17 protein-coding genes are annotated in these 23,469 nt (G+C 57.0%); 10 read left to right on the forward strand and 7 right to left on the reverse strand.

Annotated elements, in window-relative coordinates:
- Nucleotides 1-6: 6 nt before the first annotated feature.
- The 6 genes from folK to thpR all read right to left on the reverse strand — a co-directional run bounded on the left by folK (nt 7) and on the right by thpR (nt 4,987).
- Nucleotides 7-507, reverse strand: a complete 501-nt coding sequence (gene folK / locus ACUTQ5_RS14180) for a 2-amino-4-hydroxy-6-hydroxymethyldihydropteridine diphosphokinase (RefSeq protein WP_261110744.1) — start codon at nt 505-507, stop codon at nt 7-9.
- The gene (gene pcnB / locus ACUTQ5_RS14185; RefSeq protein WP_445651876.1) at nt 507-2,057 is read right to left on the reverse strand and encodes a polynucleotide adenylyltransferase PcnB; all 1,551 of its coding nucleotides are present in this window, start codon (nt 2,055-2,057) and stop codon (nt 507-509) included. The genes folK and pcnB overlap by 1 nt, the downstream gene beginning before the upstream one ends.
- Nucleotides 2,058-2,118: 61 nt before the next feature.
- Nucleotides 2,119-3,030 carry a tRNA glutamyl-Q(34) synthetase GluQRS gene (gene gluQRS, locus ACUTQ5_RS14190; RefSeq protein ID WP_445651787.1) on the reverse strand — a complete coding sequence of 304 codons (912 nt, stop codon included), beginning with the start codon at nt 3,028-3,030 and terminating at the stop codon, nt 2,119-2,121.
- Nucleotides 3,031-3,101: 71 nt separating this feature from the next.
- The gene (dksA, locus tag ACUTQ5_RS14195; protein WP_012146687.1) at nt 3,102-3,557 is read right to left on the reverse strand and encodes an RNA polymerase-binding protein DksA; all 456 of its coding nucleotides are present in this window, start codon (nt 3,555-3,557) and stop codon (nt 3,102-3,104) included.
- Nucleotides 3,558-3,740: 183 nt separating this feature from the next.
- Nucleotides 3,741-4,448 (reverse strand): DNA/RNA nuclease SfsA, encoded by a 708-nt coding sequence (gene sfsA, locus ACUTQ5_RS14200; RefSeq protein WP_261092541.1) that lies wholly within the window; start codon nt 4,446-4,448, stop codon nt 3,741-3,743.
- Complete coding sequence (thpR, locus tag ACUTQ5_RS14205; protein WP_445651788.1) at nt 4,445-4,987, reverse strand: RNA 2',3'-cyclic phosphodiesterase; 543 nt, start codon at nt 4,985-4,987, stop codon at nt 4,445-4,447. The genes sfsA and thpR overlap by 4 nt, the downstream gene beginning before the upstream one ends.
- A 79-nt stretch (nt 4,988-5,066) precedes the next feature.
- Here thpR and hrpB point away from each other — a divergent pair, with 79 nt between their 5' ends.
- The 7 genes from hrpB to ACUTQ5_RS14240 all read left to right on the forward strand — a co-directional run bounded on the left by hrpB (nt 5,067) and on the right by ACUTQ5_RS14240 (nt 16,879).
- A complete protein-coding gene (gene hrpB / locus ACUTQ5_RS14210; protein WP_445651789.1) occupies nt 5,067-7,505 on the forward strand; it encodes an ATP-dependent helicase HrpB in 2,439 nt (812 codons plus the stop codon).
- Between the two features lie 221 nt (nt 7,506-7,726).
- Nucleotides 7,727-10,228, forward strand: a complete 2,502-nt coding sequence (mrcB, locus tag ACUTQ5_RS14215; protein WP_445651790.1) for a bifunctional glycosyl transferase/transpeptidase — start codon at nt 7,727-7,729, stop codon at nt 10,226-10,228.
- A 255-nt stretch (nt 10,229-10,483) separates the two neighbouring features.
- Nucleotides 10,484-12,673 (forward strand): ferrichrome porin FhuA, encoded by a 2,190-nt coding sequence (fhuA, locus tag ACUTQ5_RS14220; RefSeq protein ID WP_445651791.1) that lies wholly within the window; start codon nt 10,484-10,486, stop codon nt 12,671-12,673.
- Between the two features lie 47 nt (nt 12,674-12,720).
- Nucleotides 12,721-13,518, forward strand: a complete 798-nt coding sequence (fhuC, locus tag ACUTQ5_RS14225) for a Fe3+-hydroxamate ABC transporter ATP-binding protein FhuC (protein WP_445651792.1) — start codon at nt 12,721-12,723, stop codon at nt 13,516-13,518.
- Nucleotides 13,518-14,426, forward strand: coding sequence for a Fe(3+)-hydroxamate ABC transporter substrate-binding protein FhuD (gene fhuD / locus ACUTQ5_RS14230; protein ID WP_445651793.1), 909 nt, complete (start codon nt 13,518-13,520; stop codon nt 14,424-14,426). Before fhuC ends, fhuD begins: the two co-directional genes overlap by 1 nt.
- Nucleotides 14,423-16,411: a Fe(3+)-hydroxamate ABC transporter permease FhuB gene (gene fhuB, locus ACUTQ5_RS14235; protein ID WP_445651794.1), complete on the forward strand. Its 1,989-nt coding sequence runs from the start codon at nt 14,423-14,425 to the stop codon at nt 16,409-16,411. The genes fhuD and fhuB overlap by 4 nt, the downstream gene beginning before the upstream one ends.
- A 315-nt stretch (nt 16,412-16,726) precedes the next feature.
- Complete coding sequence (locus ACUTQ5_RS14240; RefSeq protein ID WP_445651795.1) at nt 16,727-16,879, forward strand: Hok/Gef family protein; 153 nt, start codon at nt 16,727-16,729, stop codon at nt 16,877-16,879.
- Nucleotides 16,880-17,006: 127 nt separating this feature from the next.
- Here the strand turns inward: ACUTQ5_RS14240 and metK are convergent, their stop codons facing one another.
- Entirely contained in the window at nt 17,007-18,161 is a 1,155-nt protein-coding gene (gene metK, locus ACUTQ5_RS14245; protein ID WP_174354629.1) for a methionine adenosyltransferase, read from the reverse strand.
- Between the two features lie 895 nt (nt 18,162-19,056).
- On the opposite strand from metK, the gene speA reads away from it, so the two are divergent.
- The 3 genes from speA to rluF all read left to right on the forward strand — a co-directional run bounded on the left by speA (nt 19,057) and on the right by rluF (nt 23,428).
- A complete protein-coding gene (gene speA / locus ACUTQ5_RS14250; protein ID WP_445651796.1) occupies nt 19,057-21,033 on the forward strand; it encodes a biosynthetic arginine decarboxylase in 1,977 nt (658 codons plus the stop codon).
- 330 nt (nt 21,034-21,363) lie between these two features.
- The gene (gene speB / locus ACUTQ5_RS14255) at nt 21,364-22,284 is read left to right on the forward strand and encodes an agmatinase (protein ID WP_445651797.1); all 921 of its coding nucleotides are present in this window, start codon (nt 21,364-21,366) and stop codon (nt 22,282-22,284) included.
- 283 nt (nt 22,285-22,567) lie between these two features.
- On the forward strand, nt 22,568-23,428 hold the full coding sequence (gene rluF / locus ACUTQ5_RS14260; RefSeq protein WP_445651798.1) for a 23S rRNA pseudouridine(2604) synthase RluF: 861 nt from the start codon (nt 22,568-22,570) through the stop codon (nt 23,426-23,428).
- Nucleotides 23,429-23,469 lie beyond the last annotated feature (41 nt).

The raw sequence follows: 23,469 nt of genomic DNA on the forward strand, positions 1-23,469 counted from the left end.
GCCGACTCAGGCTTTTGGCCTGGGTTGGTGCCAGAGCTCCATGCCGTTTTTGGGTACGCGCTTCAGGCAGCTGGCCAGCGACTCACCGTCCGGGAAGATTAACTCAGGAGCGATTTCTGCCAAGGGATAGAGCATGAACTCACGCTCTTTCAGACCGTAGTGCGGCACCGTCAGGCGATCGGTATGAATCACCTGTTCGCCATACAGCATGATGTCCAGATCGAGGGTGCGTGGGCCCCAGCGCTCATCTTTGCGCACGCGGCCCTGATTGCGTTCTATCGCCTGGGTGTGATCGAGTAACTGTTCGGCGGGCAGCAAGGTATCCAGGGCCACCACCGCATTGAGAAAGTCCGGCTGGTTTTGCGGCCCTAGCGGCTTGGTGCGGTAAAACGAAGAACAAACGATCAACCGGGTGCGCGGGAGATGCTCCAGCGCTTCCAGTGCGGCTTTCACCTGCTGTAGCGGGTGCGCCAGGTTGCTGCCCAACGCGATATAAACGCGGATCATTATTCTCCTTCTTTACGCGGCGTCCGGCGGCGAGGGCGCCGCTGACGCGCACGGCGCGGTGCCGGGTCGTCACCCAAAGTACTCAACATGGTTTTCTGTCGTGCCGGTGTAGCTTCCTGGAACTCGCCCCACCATTCGGTCAGACGCAGCATCTCCTGGTTTTCTTCTACTTCGGCACGCAGCGCCAGCAAATCGTAAGCGGCGCGGAATTTCGGATGTTCCATCAGCTTGTGCGCGCGCTTGCCCTGACGACGGGACAGACGCAGCTGCAACTGCCAGATATCGCGAACCAGTGTGGTGATGCGTTTCGGGATGGCCAGCGAACGACACTGCTCGTCCAACACATCATTCATCGCCAGCGCGAAGGCGTCGTAATACGCCAGCCCACTTTCCTGCGCCAGTTTCTGCGCATGTTCCAGCAGCGGATACCAAAGCATAGCAGCAAACAGGAACGCCGGATTGACGCGCATGTTGTTTTGCAGACGGTAATCGGTGTTCTTCAGCACCTGCGCCAGAATACGCTCCATTGGCGTGTCCTGGCTCGGCGTGAAGTGACGTGCAATCTGCGGGAACAGCGGTTGGAACAGCTGGTATTCACAGAGCTTCAGATAGGTCGGATAACCGTAGCCTGCCTGCAGCAGCTTGAGTGATTCCTCAAACAGACGCGCTGGCGGGATCTCATGCAGCAAGGACGCCAAACGCGGTATCGGCTCGGCAGTTTCTTCGCTGATACGCATCTCCAGCTTGGCGGCGAAACGCACCGCGCGCAGCATGCGCACCGGGTCTTCACGGTAGCGGGTTTCCGGATCGCCAATCAGGCGGATCACGCCCTGTTTGAGATCGCGCAGGCCATCGACGTAATCACGCAGGGTGAAGTCCGCTACGCCGTAATACAGGCTGTTGATGGTGAAGTCGCGGCGCTGGGCATCTTCTTCGATCGAGCCGAAGATGTTGTCGCGCAGCAGCATGCCGTTTTGGGCCTGCTGGGAAGAATTTTTGTCAGATTCCGGCGTTTGCTGCTCGTGGTGACCACGGAAGGTGGCAACCTCAATGATTTCCGGCCCGAACATCACGTGGGCCAGGCGGAAGCGGCGGCCAACCAGACGGCAGTTGCGGAACAGCTTGCGCACTTGTTCCGGCGTCGCGTTGGTGGTGATGTCGAAATCTTTCGGTTTTTTGCCCAGCAGCAGGTCGCGTACGCCGCCACCGACCAAATAGGCTTCGAAGCCGGATTTGTTCAGACGATACAGCACCTTCAGCGCATTCTCACTGATGTCTTTACGTGAGATGGAGTGTTGGTCGCGGGGGATCACGGTCATTGAGCCGGTTCCCTCGGCGGTAGGAAAAGGTGGGCGTTTACGCGGTGCCGGCCGGCGGGCAGGGCTTTCTCTGCCGCGATCGACGGAACGTCGCTGCGGCGCGGCCGGCTGCTGAGCCACCACGCTTTCTTCGCGGACTACGTTTTTATCGCTGACCGGCGCATCATCGCGCGGCTGCTTGTCATCGCGGATTAGCACCTTACGGCAGAAATTGGCTACTCGGGTAAAAATGGTACACCTCGATAGTGTCTGATAAAAATGGCGCTAACAAAAAATAGCGGCTAATCATAGCTCACCATGGCTCTTTTGAGAATGCCGATGTGTTTTCGTCCAGGGAAATGGCATCCCGGCGCGGCACATCGTCCAGCTTCCAGTGAGCGACTGCCCAGCTCAATAATAATGACAGGTCAAGATCTTGCCAGCTTTCCGGTAGCGGTTGGCGCAGAAATTTCAGCGCGGCTACCAGTGTCGGCCGTGGATCGCCGTCGGGGAGGGCAGGCGCATGGTTTTGCTTCGACAGTTTGCTGCCGTTAACGCCCAGCGCCAGCGGCAGATGCACATAGGCGGGCACCGGCGCCTGCAACTGGTGGTACAGCGCTATCTGGCGCACCGTGGGTTCGATCAGGTCGGCACCCCGCACGATTTCGGTAATGCCCTGAAAATGGTCGTCCACCACCACCGCCAGATTATAGGCGAACAGCCCATCGCGCCGGCGGATGATAAAGTCTTCTCGAGCCAGTGCCGGGTCGGCCTGCAACTCGCCCTGCAGGCGGTCATTGAAGGCGTAAACTGGGGCGGACTGACGCAAGCGAATGGCGGCGCTCTGCGGGCCAAGATTCAAATGACGACAGTGGCCGTCATACAGACCGCCTAGCTGCTGGATGCGGCTGCGGGTGCAGTTGCAGCAATAGCTGAGTCCCTGCTGATGCAGTAGATCCAAAGTAGCGCGGTAAGCTTCATGACGTTGGGATTGATAGATGACCTGGCCGTCCCAGAGGAGACCATAATGTTCCAGAGCGGATAAGATACGAGCGGCCGCACCGGCGACTTCGCGCGGGGGATCGATATCTTCAATGCGAACCAGCCACTGCCCGCGTTGGGCACGAGCCTGGAGGTAACTTCCCAGAGCGGCAATCAGCGAGCCGAAATGCAGATCTCCGGAAGGCGATGGGGCAAAGCGCCCCACATATTGTCTTTCTTGCATATCAGAGGGGAAACTTTCCCTTTTCTCTGTGCGGCGCACGCAGAACGCGCGCCGCAGCGGTAACAACTGTATTAGCCTGCCATCTGCTTTTCGCGGATTTCGGCCAGAGTCTTGCAGTCGATGCACAAATCAGCAGTCGGACGCGCTTCAAGGCGACGAATGCCGATCTCCACGCCACAGGATTCGCAGTAGCCGAAATCTTCGTCTTCTACTTTCTTCAGCGTTTTCTCGATCTTTTTAATCAGTTTGCGCTCGCGGTCGCGGTTACGCAGTTCAAGACTGAACTCTTCTTCCTGAGTGGCACGGTCGGCCGGATCAGGGAAGTTAGCTGCCTCTTCCTGCATATGAGATACAGTACGATCCACTTCATCCCTGAGCTGGTTGCGCCATGCTTCAAGAATGCGCTTGAAATGCGACAACTGGGCGTCGTTCATGTACTCTTCGCCCGGCTTCTCTTGGTACGGCTCCACCCCAGCGATGGCGAGAATGCTCAAGGACGAGGTTTTACGGGTTTGCCCTTCTTGCATGTTGCTTCTCCTACATACACACGCACTATCGAATCCCCAATGTGGGGGAAAAACAGGCCGCTATAAATAACAGATGGGAAGTAGGTTGGCAATTATTCCTGTCGCCTGCTTGACATTGGTGTGAAGGAAGGCGTATTTGGCGACGCGTTAACCGGCTGTCGAATAATCGGTGCCCGGTCAGTGCTAATCGATAAAAAACGGTAACTTATCGCAGAGATATATACCGTCAGGTGATAATTTAGCCCCATAGCAAACCACTTCTACACCCAACTGCCGAACCTGTGCCAACAGTGTCGCATAACGCTCATCTATATGATGTGCCGGTGCGACCTGCTCAATACCGCTATGTAACACAGCAAAGAACAATACCGCCCGTTGCCCGCTTTCAACCACGCTTAGCAACTCACGTAAGTGCTTCTGTCCTCTGAGCGTTACCGCATCAGGGAAGTAACCACGTTGTTGTTGCAGTAATGTGACTGACTTAACTTCAATATAGCAGTTAGCGCGATCTTCTGCCTGTAATAACAAATCGATACGGCTGTTCTCACCGCCATATTTTACTTCGCTGCTGATTTTACTGTAACCGGATAATTCATTGATTAGATTCTGTTCGATCGCCTCACGTACCAAGGTGTTGGCACGCAGGGTGTTCACGCAGATCCAGTCCCCCTGTTGGGTATGCGTCAGCTCCCAGCTGTGGGCATATTTACGTTTGGGGTTATCCGACGTGGAATACCAGACGGTATCGCCAGGCGTGGCGCAGCCAGTCATCGCACCGGTATTGGCGCAGTGCAGGGTGAAGGTTTCCCCTTCCGGGGTGACGACGTCCGCCAGAAAGCGTTTGTAACGTTTAATCAGCGTGGCGTGGCGCAACGGTGGCGAAAAAATCATGGCATTTCCTGATGGGCTAAAGACCATTGCTCAAGTATCTGATAACGCGTGCGGCCGTTTTCAAACACTGACTGGTACAGGGCGAATTCGTTAGCGCTGAAGTTCCAGCCCGGCGTAGCGGGCGGCACGGCGACCGGCTGCATGGCACTGCGTAGCAGGGTGATATGCGGATGAAACGGCATCGGGCTTTGATAGCAGCCGCTGCGGGCCGCTTGCGATCGCAACAGCTCCGCCAACTGCAACAGGCCGCGCGGCGCACGGCGGGTGCCGAGCCAAACCACCCCGGGACGCGGCCAGTGGCCGAGGTCATCGAGCACCATGCTGAAACCGGGCTGGCTGATACGGGCCGCCAGCTTTTTCAACGCGGATTCTTTTTGCGCCGAAACGTCGCCAAGAAAGGCCAGCGTCAGATGCAAATTGGCTGCCACGACCGGCCGGCCGACTTCCGGCGCGAAGGCTTCGGCGCGCCAGCGGATCACCTGTTGCTGCAGCGCATCAGGCAAGGTCAGGGCGAAAAACAGGCGGCGCGAGCTGGACATAGGTTCCCGGCAAGTAATGAAAGGCGGAGTCTAATGCTACAATGTGCGCCGTCCAATGTTAACCACTACGGAGAGTTCTGTGTCTTCACTGCCCGTCAGCGCGGTTCTTGATCAATTACTCACTGCGCTGCAATCCGCCCCGCAGGTCTTGCTGCATGCGCCGACCGGTGCCGGTAAATCCACCTGGCTGCCATTGCAGCTCCTGGCCAGGGCCGGGTTGCCAGGGCGAATTATCATGCTCGAACCGCGGCGATTGGCGGCGAAAAACGTGGCTTACAGGTTGGCTCAGCAACTGGGAGAAGAGCCAGGCCAGACGGTGGGTTACCGCATGCGCGCCGAAAGCAAAAGCGGGCCCAATACTCGGTTAGAGGTGGTTACCGAAGGTATTCTTACCCGCATGCTGCAGCAGGATGCCGAACTGCAGGACGTCTCGCTGGTGATCCTCGACGAATTCCATGAACGTAGCCTGCAGGCCGATCTGGCATTGGCGCTGCTGTTGGACGTACAGCAGGGGCTGCGTGACGATCTAAAGCTGTTGATCATGTCGGCGACGCTGGATAACGCCCGGCTGTCGCAGTTGCTGCCGCAGGCCCCTGTGGTGGTATCTGAAGGCCGCAGTTTCCCGGTTGAACGCCAGTATCAGCCGTTGGCCAGCCATCAGCGGCTGGAGGGCGGCGTGGCTGCGGCGGTAAAACGCCTGCTGTCGGAACAGACGGGATCGCTGTTGCTGTTTCTGCCGGGCGTAGCGGAAATCAACCGGGTGCTGGAGCGGTTGAACGGTGAGGTGGCGGCCGATACCGAGCTATGCCCGCTATACGGTGCCTTGCCGTTGGCACAGCAGCAAAAAGCGATCCAACCGGCCCCCGCCGGGCGACGTAAAGTGGTGCTGGCGACCAACATCGCCGAAACCAGCCTGACCATCGAAGGTATCCGGCTGGTGGTCGACAGCGGCCTGGAGCGACTGGCGCGTTATGACGTGCGTAACGGTCTTACGCGGCTGATCACACAGCGTATCAGTCAGGCGTCAATGATACAGCGTGCCGGCCGTGCCGGGCGTCTGGAGCCGGGTATCTGCTGGCATCTGTTTGCCAAAGAGCAGGCAGAACGGGCTGCAGAGCACGCCGAGCCGGAAATTCTGCAAAGCGATCTGGCCGGTTTTTGGCTGGAGTTGCTGCAATGGGGCTGTCATGACGTCGGGCAACTGACCTGGCTCGACAGGCCACCGGAAACGGCGCTGGCGGCAGCCCGCAGGCTGTTGCAGCGGCTGGGAGCCATCGATGACGGCGATAAACTCACCTCGCGCGGTCGGCAGATGGCCAAACTGGGCTGTGAGCCACGGCTGGCGGCAATGCTGACCCACGGCGCGGATCTCGGAGCCGATGGGCTGGCAACCGCCGCCACGCTGGCGGCGTTACTGGAAGAGCCACCGCGTAGTGGACAAATGGATATCGGCTACTGGCTCAGTCGCCCACAGCCGAACTGGCAACGTCGTGCCACCCAACTTGCTCGACGTTTGCCGGTGAAGGCCGGGCAGGTTGATGTCGAGTTGGCGCCGCGCCTGCTGGCGTTAGCCTTCACTGACCGCATCGCTCAACGGCGCGGTCAGGATGGCCGTTACCTGCTGGCCAACGGCATGGGCGCGGCGATGAATCAGGACGAGGCATTATCGCGTGCGCCATGGCTGATCGTACCCAGTCTGCTCCAGGGGCATAACAGCCCTGATGCTCGTATCCTGCTGGCGCTGCCGGTGGATATCGAGGCGCTGGCGGCACAGTTGCCAGCGATGGTTTCCCAGCAAACTGCCGTGGATTGGGATGAGGAAAAAGGCACGCTGCGCGCCTGGAAACGCCAGCAGATTGGTCGCCTGACGCTGCGTGCGCAGCCGTTGGCTAAGCCGGCTGCCGAAGAGTTGCAACTGGCCTTGCTCAATTGGGTGCGTGTCCAGGGGGTAGAGGTGCTCAACTGGGACACCGCCGCCGAACAGTTGCGCCTGCGCCTGCAGTGCGCACAGAACTGGCTGCCGGAGGCTGACTGGCCGCCGGTTGACGATGAGTCGTTGTTGGCATCACTGGAGCAGTGGCTGCTGCCGTCACTGAGTGGCGTACGCGACATGCGCGGGCTGAAACAGGTGAATATCGCCGAGGCACTGTCGCGGTTACTGAATTGGCAGCAAAAGCAGCGACTGGATAATGCGTTACCCACTCATTACACTGTGCCGACCGGCAGCAGACTGCCGATCCGCTATGATGCCGGCAAACCCCCGGCGCTGGCGGTGCGTTTACAGGAAGTGTTTGGTGAACAACGTAGCCCGATGCTGGCCGAAGGTCGCATCCCGGTGGTGCTTGAGTTACTCTCACCAGCGCACCGGCCGTTGCAAATCACCGGCGATCTGGCGGCGTTCTGGCAGGGCGCTTACCGGGAAGTGCAAAAAGAGATGAAAGGGCGTTACCCGAAGCACGTGTGGCCGGACGACCCGGCAAATACCGCACCGACGCGGCGCACGAAAAAGTATCAGTAATCCCCGTTATACTTGACGCCGCATCTGTGTTGGCTGCACTCACTTACCCGAATCACTTACCAGAGTAAGCTCATCGGGATAAGCTCTCTTGCCGCCTTGATGCAACGCCAATTATTTAGGGGACGAATTCAGATGTTTCTTCTGTTCAGCGGCCTCACGCCACGACAGATTAAGCGACTTATAATGGCCGGCAGTGCCGCCAAGTCTGGAGATTAACAGCAATGGCTGGGGATGACCGCGAGCCCATCGGGCGCAAAGGGAAACAACCAAAACGCACCGCGTCGCGCAAGCCGCCGCGCCGTCGTCGAGATGACGATTACGATGATTACGAGGAAGACGAGTACCAGGATGAAGATGATGATTATGAAGACGAGGAAGAACGCATGCCGCGTAAGGTAAAAGCGACTCCGCCGCGTAAAAAACGCCGTTGGCTCGGCTTGCTGATCAAACTGATTCTGGTGGTTGCCGTGCTGTTGGCAATCTACGGCGTTTATTTGGATTCGCAGATCCGCAGCCGCATTGACGGCAAGGTCTGGCAGTTACCGGCGGCGGTGTATGGCCGCATGGTCAACCTGGAACCGGGTATGCCGTACAGCAAAAAGGAAATGGTCGATCTGCTGGAGGGCATGCAATACCGACAGGTCAGCCGTATGACTCGTCCGGGGGAATTTACCGTACAGGCCAACAGCATTGAGATGCTGCGTCGTCCCTTTGATTTTCCGGACGGTAAAGAGGGGCAGATCCACGCCCGCCTGGATTTCCAGAACAACCGTCTGGCGAAAATCGAGAACATGGAAAACCAGCGCAGTTTCGGGTTCTTCCGCCTCGATCCGCGCCTGATCACCATGTTGCAGTCACCGAACGGTGAACAACGTCTGTTTGTCCCGCGCGCCGGTTTCCCGGATCTGCTGGTGGATACGTTGATCGCCACCGAAGACCGTCACTTCTATGAACATGACGGCATCAGCCCGTACTCCATCGGCCGTGCCGTGCTGGCTAACCTGACCGCCGGGCGTGCGGTGCAGGGCGGCAGTACCTTGACGCAGCAGCTGGTAAAAAACCTGTTCCTGACCAACGAGCGTTCGCTGTGGCGTAAGGCCAACGAAGCCTATATGGCGTTGCTGGTGGATTACCGTTACAGCAAGGATCGTATCCTTGAGCTGTATCTGAACGAGGTTTACCTCGGTCAGAGTGGCAACGACCAGATCCGCGGTTTCCCGCTGGCCAGCTTGTATTACTTCGGCCGCCCGGTGGATGAACTGAGCCTGGATCAGCAGGCGCTGCTGGTGGGCATGGTCAAAGGGGCGTCGCTGTATAACCCTTGGCGTAACCCGAAACTGGCATTGGAGCGTCGTAACCTGGTACTGAAACTGTTGCAGAACCAGGGCGTTATCGATGCGGAACTGTATAACATGCTCAGCGCCCGGCCGTTGGGCGTGCAGCCGAAAGGTGGTGTGATCACACCACAGCCGGCGTTTATGCAGATGGTGCGTCAGGAACTGCAAGCCAAGCTGGGCGACAAGGTTAACGATCTCTCCGGTGTGAAAATCTTCACCACGCTGGATCCGGTTTCACAGGATGCGGCGGAAAAAGCGGTTGAAGACGGTATTCCGGCATTGAGGGCGGCTCGTCACGTTCAGGATCTGGAAGCGGCGATGGTGATTGTCGATCGTTTCAGCGGTGAAGTCCGCGCGATGGTCGGCGGTGCCAACCCGCAGTTCGCCGGGTTTAACCGTGCGATGCAGGCACGTCGTTTGGTCGGTTCACTGGCCAAGCCACCGACTTACCTGGCTGCACTTTCCGAGCCGGACAAATACCGCCTCAACACCTGGCTGGCGGATCAGCCATTGACGCTGAAATTGTCGAACGGCACCGTCTGGCAGCCAAACAACTATGACCGCAAATTCCGTGGGCAGGTGATGCTGGTGGACGGGTTGGCCTTCTCGCTCAACGTTCCGACGGTGAATTTGGGCATGGCGGTTGGGCTGGATCAAATCAGTGCCACACTGCAACGTCTGGGCATTCCGAAAGCGGAAATCAATCCGGTACCTTCCATGCTGCTCGGTGCTATTGGCCTGACGCCAATGGAAGTGGCGCAGGAATACCAGACCATCGCCGGTGGCGGTAATCGTGCCCCACTGTCAGCGGTGCGCTCGGTGATCGCCGAAGACGGTTCAGTGCTGTACCAGAGCTTCCCGCAGGCGGAACGGGTGGTGCCGGCGCAGGCGGCTTATCTGACTTTGTACGCCATGCAACAGGGTGTCGCGCGCGGGACTTCCCGCTCATTGTCAGTGAAATTCCCCAATTACAATCTGGCGGCGAAAACCGGTACCACCAACGATCTGCGCGACAGCTGGTTTGCCGGTATTGATGGCAAAGAAGTGGCTATCGCCTGGGTGGGCCGTGATAACAACGGCCCAGCCAAGCTGACCGGTGCCAACGGTGCGCTGACCCTGTATCGCCGCTATCTGGAAAACCAGACGCCGCTGCCGCTGATGCTGCAGCCACCGGAAGGTATCAACCAGATGGGCATCGATTCAGGCGGTAACTTTGTCTGTGGCGGTGGCGGGCGCACCATCCCGGTGTGGACCGACAATCCGCAAGGGCTGTGTCAGGCAAGTCAGGCGGCTCAGCAGCAACAGCAACAGCAGCAACAGGCTGCGGGTGAGCAAAAAGATGCTGACGGTGTTGCCGGTTGGATCAAGGACATGTTTGGCCAGTAAGCGGTCAATCATGTAAAGCGCTTAGGCGAAAAGTTTTTCTTTGTTATTAAGCCCGTAACTTTCTGTTGCGGGCTTTTTTTATTTCTCTGTGCAATTCATTTCCATTCAGTTAATGGGGCTAAGCGGTTAATCGCACACCAATTTACCGGCTGAATTCGACTTGCAGTTTAATTTGGCTTCTGCATAAAATGCGGCGCTTATAATAATTATTATCGTTTACATTCGTCATCAAATAATTTACCAGAGAAACCACCTATGCCGACCAAGCCTCTTCCATCTTCCGCGGCCAAGCAGGGCCGAACTCATGTCAGTGGGTTAGCGATAACTATCGCTGCTGCACTTGGTACGCTGGCAATGCCGGCATTTTCCGCAGACACCAGGGAAGAGACCCTTACCGTTGTGGGCAGTAGCCAACCACAGCAGGAAAGTGCCTGGGGGCCGGTCGGCACTTATGTGGCCAAACACAGCGCCACCGGTAGTAAAACAGATACGCCGATTGAAAAGACCCCGCAGTCAATTTCTGTGGTGACGCGTGAAGAGATGGATATGCGCCAGCCGGAGACGGTGAAAGGTGCGCTGGCTTATTCGCCGGGTGTGATGGTGGGCAACCGTGGTGCCTCCACCGCCTACGATGCCGTAAATATTCGCGGATTCAGTTCGGTAGGTACCAATATGTACCTCGACGGCCTGAAACTGCAGGACGACAACTACTCCATTTACCAGGTCGATCCTTACTTCCTTGAGCGTGCCGAAGTACTGCGTGGCCCTTCTTCGGTACTCTATGGCAAGAGCAATCCGGGTGGCGTCGTCGCCCTGGTCAGCAAACGCCCAACGACTGAAACCCTTCGTGAAGTTCAGTTTAAAATGGGTACCGACAACCTGTTCCAGACCGGTTTCGACTTTGGCGGCGCAGTGGATGATGACGGTGTTTACTCTTACCGTTTGACAGGTCTGGCGCGTGATGAAGATCAGCAGCAGGTGGGTGAAAAGAGCAAGCGCTATGCTATCGCACCTTCTTTCAGTTGGCGGCCGGACGATCGCACTTCTCTGACTTTCCTCAGCAGCTTCCAGGATGATCCTGACCTGGGCTTCTATGGCTGGCTGCCGAAAGAGGGCACGGTGCAAAATGGCATCAACGGCAAGTTGCCAACCAGTTTCAACGACGGTGAGCCGGGTTATAACAACATCTCGCGCAAGCAACAGATGGTCGGTTATGCCTTCGAGCATGGTTTTGACGACGTGTGGACGGTGCGCCAAAATCTGCGTTACTCAAAAATGGACCTTGATTACCGTTCCATTTATGGCCAGGGCATCAGCACGACTAACCCGGCAGAGCTGACGCGTGGAGTGATGAACTCGAAAGAGCATTTGTCGAGCTTTGCGGTGGACACCCAGGCCCAGGCAAAATTCGCCACTGGCCTGGTTAATCATACCTTGCTGATGGGGGTAGACTACATGCGCATGCGTAACGACGTCGTCTATCAGTACGGCACCGCTTCCCCGCTGAATGTTGTGGCACCCCAGTACGGCAACCAAAGTTACACCATTACCGGTGGTGCGAGTCAGGTCAATCGTCAGGAGCAAACCGGGCTTTACGTACAGGATCAGGTCGAGTGGAATCAATGGGTGCTGACCATGGGGGGGCGCTATGACTGGAGCGATACCAACAGCACCAACCGTTTGAACCAGAATTTGGTATCAAAACAGAAGGACAACGAGTTCACCGGCCGCGCGGGTTTGAACTATGTCTTTGAAAACGGTATTGCGCCTTATGTCAGCTACAGTGAATCCTTTGAGCCGACTTCAGGTACGGACTTCAGTGGTAACACCTTCGCCGCCTCCAAGGGCAAACAGTATGAAGCCGGCGTGAAGTATGCACCGAAGGATCGCCCTATTACTGCCAGTATGGCGATCTATCAGCTGACCAAAACCAACAACAAGGTGGCTGACCCTAATCCAGATCATCCATTTGCCAGCGTGCAGGGCGGTGAGATTCGCTCTCGTGGTGTCGAGCTGGAAGCCAAAGCTGCGCTGTCGGCCAACGTTAACCTGCTGGGTTCTTATACCTACACGGATGCCGAGTATTCCAAAGACACTACGCTTCAGGGCAATACCCCGGCTGCGATTCCAAAACATATGGCTTCACTGTGGGCGGATTACACCTTCCATGAAACCGCCATCAGTGGCCTGACTCTGGGGTCTGGTGTCCGCTATGTCGGTTCCAGCTATGGTGATGAAGCTAATACCTTTAAAGTGAAAGACTATACGGTGGTTGATGCCGCGATAAAATACGACCTGGCGCGTTTCAATCTGCCGGGTTCCTCGATTGGCATCAACGTGAACAACCTGTTTGATAAGGAATACGTCTCCAGCTGCTTCGCTACCTATGGCTGCTATTGGGGCGCAGAACGTCAGGTGGTCGCCACCGCAACCTTCCGCTTCTAACCGGATCACCGGGGCGGCGTGATGTCGCCCCGGACAAAGTAGGACCTATGCAGGATAAACACCCCAAGCACGACGCCACTTTTACACTGAACAGCGCCAGCTTTGCCGTTCCCGGCCGCGTGCTGCTGCAACCCTTGTCGCTGACCTTTCCCGTGGGGAAAGTCTGTGGGCTGATCGGCCATAACGGCTCCGGCAAGTCCACGCTGCTAAAAATCCTTGGCCGCCATCAAAGCCCCACCACCGGCAGTGCGTTGCTCAACCAGCAGCCATTGGGCCAGTGGGACAGCAAGGCCTTTGCGCGTCAGGTCGCCTATCTGCCCCAGCAACTGCCCGCTGCAGAAGGCATGACGGTGCGTGAACTGGTGGCAATTGGCCGCTATCCATGGCATGGCGCGTTGGGCCGTTTTGGCGCTAACGATCGTCAGCAGGTGGAAGAGGCGATTGCGCTGGTGGGCCTGAAGCCCTTCGCCAACCGTCTGGTGGACAGTTTGTCCGGTGGGGAGCGTCAACGCGCCTGGCTGGCGATGATGGTGGCGCAGGACAGCCGCTGTCTGCTGTTGGATGAACCCACCTCGGCCCTGGATATCGCTCATCAGGTTGAGGTGCTGGCGCTGATCCAGCAACTGAGCCATCAACGTGGCCTGACGGTGATTGCGGTGCTGCACGATATCAATATGGCGGCGCGCTACTGCGACCATCTGGTGGCCTTACGCGGCGGTGAGATGATTGCACAGGGTAGCCCGCTGGATCTGATGCAGGGCGAGGTGCTGGAACAAATTTACGGTATTCCTATGGGAACGCTGCCACATCCAAGCGGCGGTGCGCCGGTGAGCTTTGTCTACTGATGCCTGATTCCTCCGATTTTCACCACGATGCCGTTCGCCGTCGTCTGTTGACGGCCATGGCACTGTCACCCTTGCTGTTTTCTTTACCGGGGCAAGCTGCAGCCACGCCGCCTGACCTTGCTCGCATTGTGGCGCTGGAATGGCTGCCGATTGAGCTGCTGTTGGCTCTGGGGGTCACACCCTTGGCCGTCGCTGATATCCATAACTACAACCTGTGGGTGGAAGAGCCAAAGTTGCCGGCCTCGGTGATTGATGTCGGCCAGCGCACTGAACCTAACCTCGAACTGTTACAGCAGCTTCAGCCATCGCTGATATTGCTGTCGAAAGGCTATGGCCCCACACCGCAAAAGCTGGAGCCTATCGCTCCCTCTATGAGCTTTAGCTTCAACGACGGCAGCGGCAAGCCGCTGACGGTAGCCAAACAGTCACTGCAAGCTCTGGCGCAGCGTCTGGGGCTGGAAACCCGGGCGGTGCAGCATTTGGCCGAGTTTGACCGCTTTATTCAGGATGCACGTCAGCGCCTGCATTCATATACGACACAGCCATTGCTGATGTTTTCACTGATCGACACTCGCCATGCACTGGTCATTGGCCAGAAAAGCCTGTTCCAGGAAGTGATGAGTCAGCTTGGAATAATCAATGCCTGGGAAGGGGAAACCAACTTTTGGGGCACGGCCGTGGTAGGGATTGAACGTCTGGCGATGGTGAAAAGTGCGCGGGCGATTTATCTCGACCACGGTAATCAGGAAATGTTGAAGAAAGTCAGTTCCACCCCGCTTTGGCAGGCATTACCCTTCGTGCGGCAGAATCAACTGCGCCAGGTACCGGCGGTGTGGTTCTACGGGGCGACGCTGTCTTCGATGCGATTTTGTCATCTGCTGGAGCAGGCGCAGGAGAGTTATTCATGAGCGCGCGCATCCGTGCATTCCCGCTGACCCTGGTACTGCTGCTGTTGACGGCGGCGGGCGGCCTGACTCTCTACAACCTGCTGCAACAGCTGCCATGGGCAGGGTGGGGGCAGGCGTTGACTACGCCGAATATCGATGATGTCCAGCAAATGCTGTTCCACTATAGCCTGTTGCCGCGGCTGTCGGTCTCCCTGCTGGCCGGTGCCGGGCTGGGATTGGTTGGCGTGCTGTTCCAGCAGGTTTTACGCAATCCGCTGGCAGAACCGGCGACGCTCGGGGTGTCCGCCGGTGCCCAGCTTGGGTTGACTGTTGCTACGCTGTGGATGTTGCCGGGCGGCGAGCTGACTCGCCAATTGGCCGCCATGGTGGGGGCGGTAGTAGTCGGTGGGCTGGTGTTCGGCGTGGCCTGGGGCAAACGCATGTCGCCGGTGACGCTGATCCTGGCCGGGCTGGTGTTGGGGTTGTACTGTGGTGCGGTCAACAGTCTGCTGGCGTTGTTCAATTACGATCAGTTGCAAGGGGTGTTCCTGTGGAGTACCGGAGCGCTAAATCAACAAGACTGGAGCAACGTACAGTTTATTCTGCCGCGTCTGCTGGCGGCCGGGCTGTTGGCGGTGCTGCTGCTGCGCCCACTGACGCTGCTGGGCCTGGACGATGGTGTGGCACGCAATCTTGGGCTCGGGCTGTCGATGGCGCGTTTCTGCGCGCTGGCAGTGGCAATTATTTTCAGTGCCATGTTGGTGAATGCCGTTGGGGTGATTGGTTTTATCGGCCTGTTTGCTCCGCTGATGGCGAAAATGCTGGGGGCGCGTCGGTTGGCACACCGCATGATGTTGGCCCCGCTACTGGGTGCTCTGCTGTTATGGTTAACCGATCAGGTGATGATCTGGCTGACGCAGGTATGGCGAGAAGTCCCGACCGGTGCAGCTACCGCGCTGTTTGGCGCACCACTGTTGTTGTGGTTGCTACCGCGTCTGCGCAGTGCTTCGACACCGCCGCCGATGAATCTGGGCGATAAGGTACCGGCCGAACGTGGCCATCTGCTGGTTTGGGTGACGCTGGCAGGAACGGTGCTGTTGGCCGGTATTGCCGTTGCGCTGATGCTTGGCCAAAACGCCGCCGGTTGGCACTGGAGCCAAGGTGCCCAGCTGGAGTCATTGCTGCCGTGGCGCTGGCCTCGGGTGTTGTCGGCACTGGCCGCGGGCATGATGCTGGCGGTGGCGGGGACCCTAATCCAAAAACTGACCGGTAACCCGATGGCCAGCCCGGAAGTCCTGGGCATTAGCTCGGGGGCCGCCTTCGGCGTGGTGATGATGCTGCTGGTGGTACCGGGTGATGCCTTTGTCTGGTTGCTGCCAGCCGGGAGCCTGGGGGCCGCCGGGACCCTGTTGGTGATCATGATTGCCGCCGGGCGCGGAGGGTTCTCCACCGAGCGTATGTTGCTGGCCGGTATCGCGCTCAGCACGGCGTTTACCACCACCATTTTCCTGCTGTTGGCCAGTGGCGATCCGCGCACGGGGGGCCTGCTGACCTGGATTTCCGGTTCCACCTATTCGGTGACGCCGGAGCAGGCGGTGCGAACGGCGGTCATTGCGGTTGCGCTGATTGCGTTGGCGCCGTTGTGTCGTCGTTGGCTCAGCATCCTGCCGCTCGGCAGTGCTACTGCCCGTTCGGTGGGCATTGCCCTGACGCCAGTGCGCCTGAGCATTCTGCTGCTGGCCGCCACGCTGACCGCCATGGCAACGTTGACCGTGGGGCCGCTGAGCTTTATCGGCCTGATGGCACCGCATATGGCACGGATGTTGGGTTTCCGCCGTGCGTTACCGCAGATGGTGATTGCCGCGCTGCTGGGGGGGCTGTTGATGGTGTTTGCCGACTGGTGCGGACGCATGGTGATGTTCCCGTACCAAATTCCCGCCGGGCTGCTGGCGACCTTTATCGGCGCGCCGTATTTCGTTTACCTGTTGCGCAAACAAACCTCGTAAACGACCTGGCGACTCCCGTTTTTGCCCTCAAAGGCTCAGCATTGCTGGGCCTTGTTTTTTTGTATTTACAGACTGTTGCAGCGCTTTGCGCAACGCTGCGCAGAAACGGAATTTGGTGCAGAAAGGGACGCCGAAATCAGGGGATGGGTGAATATACTGCGGGCGGGTGCTCTGGATCTTTCGTCCTGAGCATACGCAAGGGATAGAAAGAGAAAAGCCCCGTGTCGATATACATCAACCCGAGGCCAACTCTAACGCCAGAGAACGTTAGGTTAGCTTCTTACCTGCCGAGAGGCAAGGAAAAGGAGGTCAAAAATGCAGCAGGGACGGATAGTTCCAAGGCTGATGATTATCTGCATGACGCTGATTGCGCTTATGTGGCTAACCCGCGGTTCGCTGTGCGAATTGCGCATCAAGCTGGGCGACACGGAAGTTGCAGCCATTCTGGCTTACGAATCCAAAGGGTAAGGCAACCCAACGGCGGGGGCGTTGCTCCCGCCTATTGGTTGTTTGTGCGTTGATCCATGAGCACCCATCCCATAAAAACAAAAACGGCGAGCACCAGGCTCGCCGTTTTCACTTCCGATACCCGGGTTTATTTCAGGCCGGCGGCATCGCGCAGCAGGGCTGCCTTGTCGGTAGCTTCCCAAGGGAAGTGCTCACGACCGAAGTGGCCATAGGCAGCGGTTTCGCGGTAGATCGGTTGCAGCAGATCCATCATCTGGATCAGGCCGTATGGGCGCAGATCGAAGAACTCGCGCACCAGCAGAGTCAGTTGTTCGGTCGGGATCTTCTCGGTACCGAAGGTTTCCACCATGATGGAGGTCGGTTCTGCTACGCCGATAGCGTAGGAAACCTGGATCTCACAGCGGTCAGCCAGGCCGGCAGCAACGATGTTTTTTGCTACGTAGCGCGCAGCGTAGGCTGCTGAACGGTCAACCTTGGATGGATCCTTACCGGAGAAGGCACCGCCACCGTGACGAGCCATGCCGCCGTAGGTATCAACGATGATTTTACGTCCGGTCAGACCGCAGTCGCCCATTGGGCCACCGATAACGAAACGGCCGGTTGGGTTGATGTGGTATTTGGTGGCGGCGCTCAACCATTCGGTAGGCAGAACCGGTTTGATGATTTCTTCCATCACTGCTTCTTGCAGGTCTTTGAGAGAAATATCTTCGGAATGTTGAGTGGACAGCACTACCGCGTCGATACCAACGATTTTACCGTCGTCGTACTGGAAGGTGACCTGGCTTTTTGCATCCGGACGCAACCACGGCAGAGTGCCGTTCTTGCGCACTTCGGCCTGGCGCTGCACCAGACGGTGTGCGTAGGTCACCGGTGCAGGCATCAGCACTTCGGTTTCGTTGGTGGCATAGCCAAACATCAGGCCCTGATCGCCGGCACCCTGTTCCAGCGGATCGGTACGGTCAACACCCTGATTGATATCCGGAGATTGCTTACCGATGGCGCTCAGTACGGCACAAGAGTTGGCGTCGAAACCCATATCTGAATGAACATAACCAATTTCACGCACGGTTTTACGGGTGATTTCTTCGATATCAACCCAGGCGCTGGTGGTGATTTCACCGCCGACCAGTACCATGCCGGTTTTCACGTAGGTTTCGCAGGCTACGCGTGCTTTAGGATCCTGTTCCAGGATGGCGTCGAGAACGGCATCGGAGATCTGGTCGGCGATTTTGTCAGGATGTCCTTCAGAGACGGATTCAGACGTGAAAAGATGTTTAGCCATTGTGTTCGTTACCTTGCATAAGACGGGTTAGAAATTACTGCACAGCGCTGGAGCTCCGGGCATCAAAGCGAAGGGTCTTCCGCTGATGGCGCGAGATGCATCCTGCAACGCCCCTCAGGCAAAGCCGTTAAGCAGTTTCTTCGTTAATCAGTATAGATGGATTAACATCTGGACGTCTATTTTAGGTCAGGCCTTGGCCGGATTGCCAGTATTTTTTTGCCATTTCGCTCTTTTGCGCAAAGCCGGAGACGCCATTTTCATCGCTTGAAACAGTTTCCGGCAAATTTTCATTTTGCATTTTCCCCGTGTTATCGGTATAAACTGCGCGCGCGGCTCATTTGATGCACAGCGTGGGGCAAGAAGTTGTAAATTTCTGTGACGCTCCCGTTAGTGGCCGGATGGTCAGCCGCAGACGCCGCTTTTGGCGTCGCCGCTTCATAGAACGGTCACGTTCTTACACTATTAATAGAGGCTCGGTCGTTCATTGTGGGCGGCGTGCGTGGAGGTGGTTGGATTAATGATCCGTTGTCTACCGATTGTCGGCTCAGAGCAGCAGTCCCGTTCTGGCGCCTATTCTTCTGCTATCTCCCGCCTTGTCACTACACCACCTTTCAGGTGTGATAAACACCTGGGCGCTACTCAGGATTCTCGGGCCGGTTAACGGTCGTCTGAAGAACTGAACAAGGGTAGCCTGCAGCCTTCCTGTGGGATGTTTCTTGACCCGATTCACGAGGTTTGAACAGGGTGTCTTACAATTATATGAGTAATAAACCGATCGTTGACCGCGAACGGCAGTTTTATTCGCTGTCGCAAGGGCGGTTTGTTGGGTTGTTCTCGCGGGTTGTAGCTGCGATAGTGGCTGACTGTATCGTCAGTACGGGATGTGAGGCGAGTAATGTCTGATGATCTATTGATTCACCGTCCGTCAGCAACGGGCGAATCTATATCTTTGCGCTCCATACAGGAGGTTGCTATGAATGACCGTGATGCCAGCAAGATGCTGCGCACTTATAACGTCGCCTACTGGGGCAACAACTATTATGACGTCAATGAACTGGGCCACATCAGCGTGTGCCCGGATCCGGACGTCCCGCAGGCACGTGTCGACCTGGCCAATTTGGTAAAACAACGCCAAAAAGATGGCTTGCGTTTACCGGCGCTGTTCTGTTTCCCGCAGATCCTGCAGCATCGCCTGCGTTCGATCAATGCCGCGTTCAAACGCGCGCGTGAATCTTTCGGTTATGAAGGCGGTTATTTCCTGGTTTACCCAATCAAAGTAAACCAACATCGCCGCGTGATTGAATCGCTGGTCAATTCCGGCGAACCGCTGGGGCTGGAAGCCGGCTCCAAAGCCGAGTTGATGGCGGTGCTGGCACATGCCGGCATGACCCGTTCGGTGATCGTCTGTAATGGTTATAAAGACCGCGAATACATCCGTCTGGCGCTGATCGGCGAAAAACTGGGGCACAAGGTGTACCTGGTGATCGAGAAGATGTCCGAGATCAACATGGTGCTGGAAGAAGCCGAACGTCTGAACGTGGTACCGCGTTTAGGCGTGCGTGCGCGTCTGGCGTCACAAGGTTCCGGTAAATGGCAGTCGAGCGGTGGCGAAAAATCCAAGTTCGGTCTGGCAGCCATTCAGGTGCTGAAGCTGGTGGAAACCCTGCGCGAAGCGGGTCGTCTCGACAGCCTGCAACTGCTGCACTTCCACCTGGGGTCGCAATTGGCCAATATCCGCGATATCGCTACCGGCGTGCGCGAGTCTGCGCGTTTCTACGTTGAACTGCACAAACTGGGCGTTAACATCCAGTGCTTCGACGTGGGCGGCGGTCTGGGCGTGGATTATGAAGGCACCCGTTCGCAGTCTGACTGCTCGGTGAACTATGGCCTGAACGAATACGCCAATAACGTGATCTGGGGTATCGGCGACGCCTGTAATGAACACGGTTTGCCGCACCCAACGGTGATCACCGAATCCGGCCGTGCGGTTACCGCGCACCATACGGTTCTGGTCTCTAACGTGATCGGCGTTGAGCGCAATGAATTCAGTGAGCCATTGCCGCCGGCAGAAGACGCGCCGCGCGCGTTGGAAAGCATGTGGGAAACCTGGCAGGAATTGAACGAGCCGGAAAACCGTCGCTCGCTGCGCGAATGGCTGCACGACAGCCAGATGGACCTGCATGACGTTCACACTCAGTACGCTCACGGCATGCTGGATCTGACCAAACGCGCCTGGGCCGAGCAGCTGTACCTGAACATCTGCAATAAAATCCAGCAGCAGTTGGATCCAAGCAATCGCGCCCACCGTCCTATCATCGACGAATTGCAAGAGCGTATGGCGGACAAGTTCTACGTCAACTTCTCGCTGTTCCAGTCAATGCCGGACGCCTGGGGTATCGATCAGCTGTTCCCGGTGCTGCCGCTGGAAGGGTTGGACAAGCCGCCGGAAGGCCGCGCAGTGCTGCTGGACATCACCTGTGATTCTGACGGCACCATCGATCACTACATCGACGGTGACGGCGTGGCGACCACCATGCCAATGCCACCGTACGATCCGGAAAACCCGCCGGCGCTGGGCTTCTTTATGGTCGGTGCCTATCAGGAAATTCTGGGCAACATGCACAACCTGTTCGGTGATACCGCCTCGGTTGACGTGTTTGTCTTCCCTGACGGCTCGGTAGAAACTGAGTTGTCCGATGAAGGCGATACCGTTGCTGACATGCTGGAATACGTGCAGCTCGATCCTACCGCGCTGCTGGCCAAATTCCGCGATCAGGTGAAAGAAACCGATCTGGACAGCGGACTGCAGGCGCAGTTCCTGGAAGAGTTTGAGGCCGGTTTATACGGTTATACTTATTTAGAAGATGAATAAGTAGAGCGCTTCTGAAAGGCCGGGCATCCAACGGATGTCCGGCCTTTTTTATACCTTGATGCCAAATCACAGTGTCAGGCACCCGTATGGGCAACGGTCACACGACGGTAGGATTCAGGGTATATACTGGCTAACGACGAGCAGCCGATATGATGATGCGCGCTCTTGAAGCGCGAACGAAATGCGGCGATAATCTGCTGCATCAGCAGTACTGAAACAGATTTCGAATGGATCCCTTTCTCGTCGGGCTAACGACGCGGGAGGGATTTTTTTTTGCCAACGCCTGTGTGATTTTTCAACAGGCGAAACGTTGAAATATGAGGGTTTACTATGAGTACCTTAGGCCATCAGCCCGATAATTCTTTAGTGTCCAACGCCTTTGGTTTCCTGCGCTTTCCGCTGAACTTTATGCCTTACGACAGCGATGCAGAGTGGGTCATCACCGGCATTCCATTTGACATGGCAACCTCCGGCCGCGCCGGTGGCCGTCATGGCCCTGCGGCGATCCGTCAGGTTTCTACCAACCTGGCCTGGGAAGGCAACCGCTGGCCGTGGAACTTTGACCTGCGCGATCATCTGAACGTGGTCGACTGCGGTGATATTGTGTTCAACTTTGGCGACGCTCAGAGCATGAGCGACAACCTGCAGGCGCACGCGGAAAAACTGCTGGCGGCCGGCAAGCGCATGCTCTCATTCGGCGGTGACCACTTTGTTACCTTGCCGCTGCTGCGCGCGCACGCCAAACATTTCGGCAAAATGGCGCTGGTGCACTTCGATGCCCATACCGACACCTACGCTAACGGCAGCCAATACGACCACGGCACCATGTTCTTCCATGCGCCGAACGAAGGCCTGATCGATCCAAAGCACTCGGTGCAGATCGGTATTCGTACCGAATACGATCACGACAACGGCTTCACTGTATTGGATGCTGCGCAGGTTAACGATCGCAGCGCGGACGATCTGCTGACCCAGATCAAGCAGATCGTCGGCGATATGCCGGTCTACCTGACCTTCGATATCGACTGTCTGGATCCGGCGTTCGCCCCGGGCACCGGCACGCCGGTGATCGGCGGCCTGACCTCCGATCGTGCGCTGAAACTGGTACGTGGCATGCAGTCGCTGAACATCGTCGGCATGGACGTGGTGGAAGTGGCCCCGGCCTATGACCAGTCTGAGATCACCGCGCTGGCCGCGGCGACCCTGGGCCTGGAGATGCTGTATCTGCAGGCAGCCAAAAAAACCAAATAAGTTCCTAATAGTATTAACAGGCGGTTATGGGCTGTAAGCACGGTACCATAGAAAAATACACATAACCGGTATCTATATACCCTATGGATTTCAAGTCACAGCTAGGCACCCAGCTCGCTCATCCCCAGGAGCTTACTTTTGTAAGTGACTGGGGTGGGTGACAAATCTGTCGGGAACAGATTTGAACGCGCGATCAGCGGCCCCGAAGGGGCAAGGCCCAGGGATGGGTCTTGTAAGCAGGTAACAACGCTGTGGCTTGAAAGACGACGGGTATGGAGAAAATATGCTGACCAAACCTTCCACACGTCTCAACAAATATATAAGCGAGAGCGGTATCTGCTCGCGCCGCGATGCCGATCGTTACATCGAACAAGGCAATGTTTTTATCAATGGCAAGCGCGTGACGCTTGGCGATCAGGTGTTTCCAGGCGACGTCGTCAAGGTCAACGGTCAGCTGATTGAGCCGCGCAATGAAGACAATCTGATCTTTATTGCGTTGAACAAGCCAGTCGGTATTGTCAGCACTACGGAAGAAGGCGAGAAAGACAATATTGTCGATTTCGTGAATCACAGCACCCGTATCTTCCCGATCGGGCGACTGGATAAAGATTCGCAGGGCCTGATCTTCCTTACCAACCACGGCGATCTGGTGAACAAGATCCTGCGGGCGGGCAACGATCACGAGAAAGAGTATCTGGTCACGGTCAACAAACCGGTAACCGACGACTTCATTCGTGGCCTAGGGGCCGGCGTGCCGATGCTGGGTACGGTGACCAAAAAGTGCAAGGTGAAGAAAGAAGCACCCTTTGTGTTTCGCATCGTGCTGGTGCAGGGGCTTAACCGCCAGATCCGCCGCATGTGCGAGCATTTCGGTTATGAGGTGACCAAGCTGGAACGTACTCGCATTATGAATGTGAGCATGACTGGGTTACCACCGGGTGAATGGCGCGACTTAACCGATGATGAGTTGGTCGAGCTGTTTAAATCGATCGAAGGCTCTTCCTCAGAAGCCAAGCCGGCGAAAAAAGCCAAACCGGCGGTGAAAAAGCCTGGCAGAACGTCGAAAAGTGCCGAAAAGTCTGGCGGAGCTGCTCCTGCACGTAAGCGCTTCGCTCAGCCTGGCCGTAAAAAGAAAGGGCGTTGAGCCGCAGTAACATGAATATGAGTCGGGGCGCATTATCTGCC

This window comes from Serratia sp. NA_112.1 (assembly GCF_052691715.1).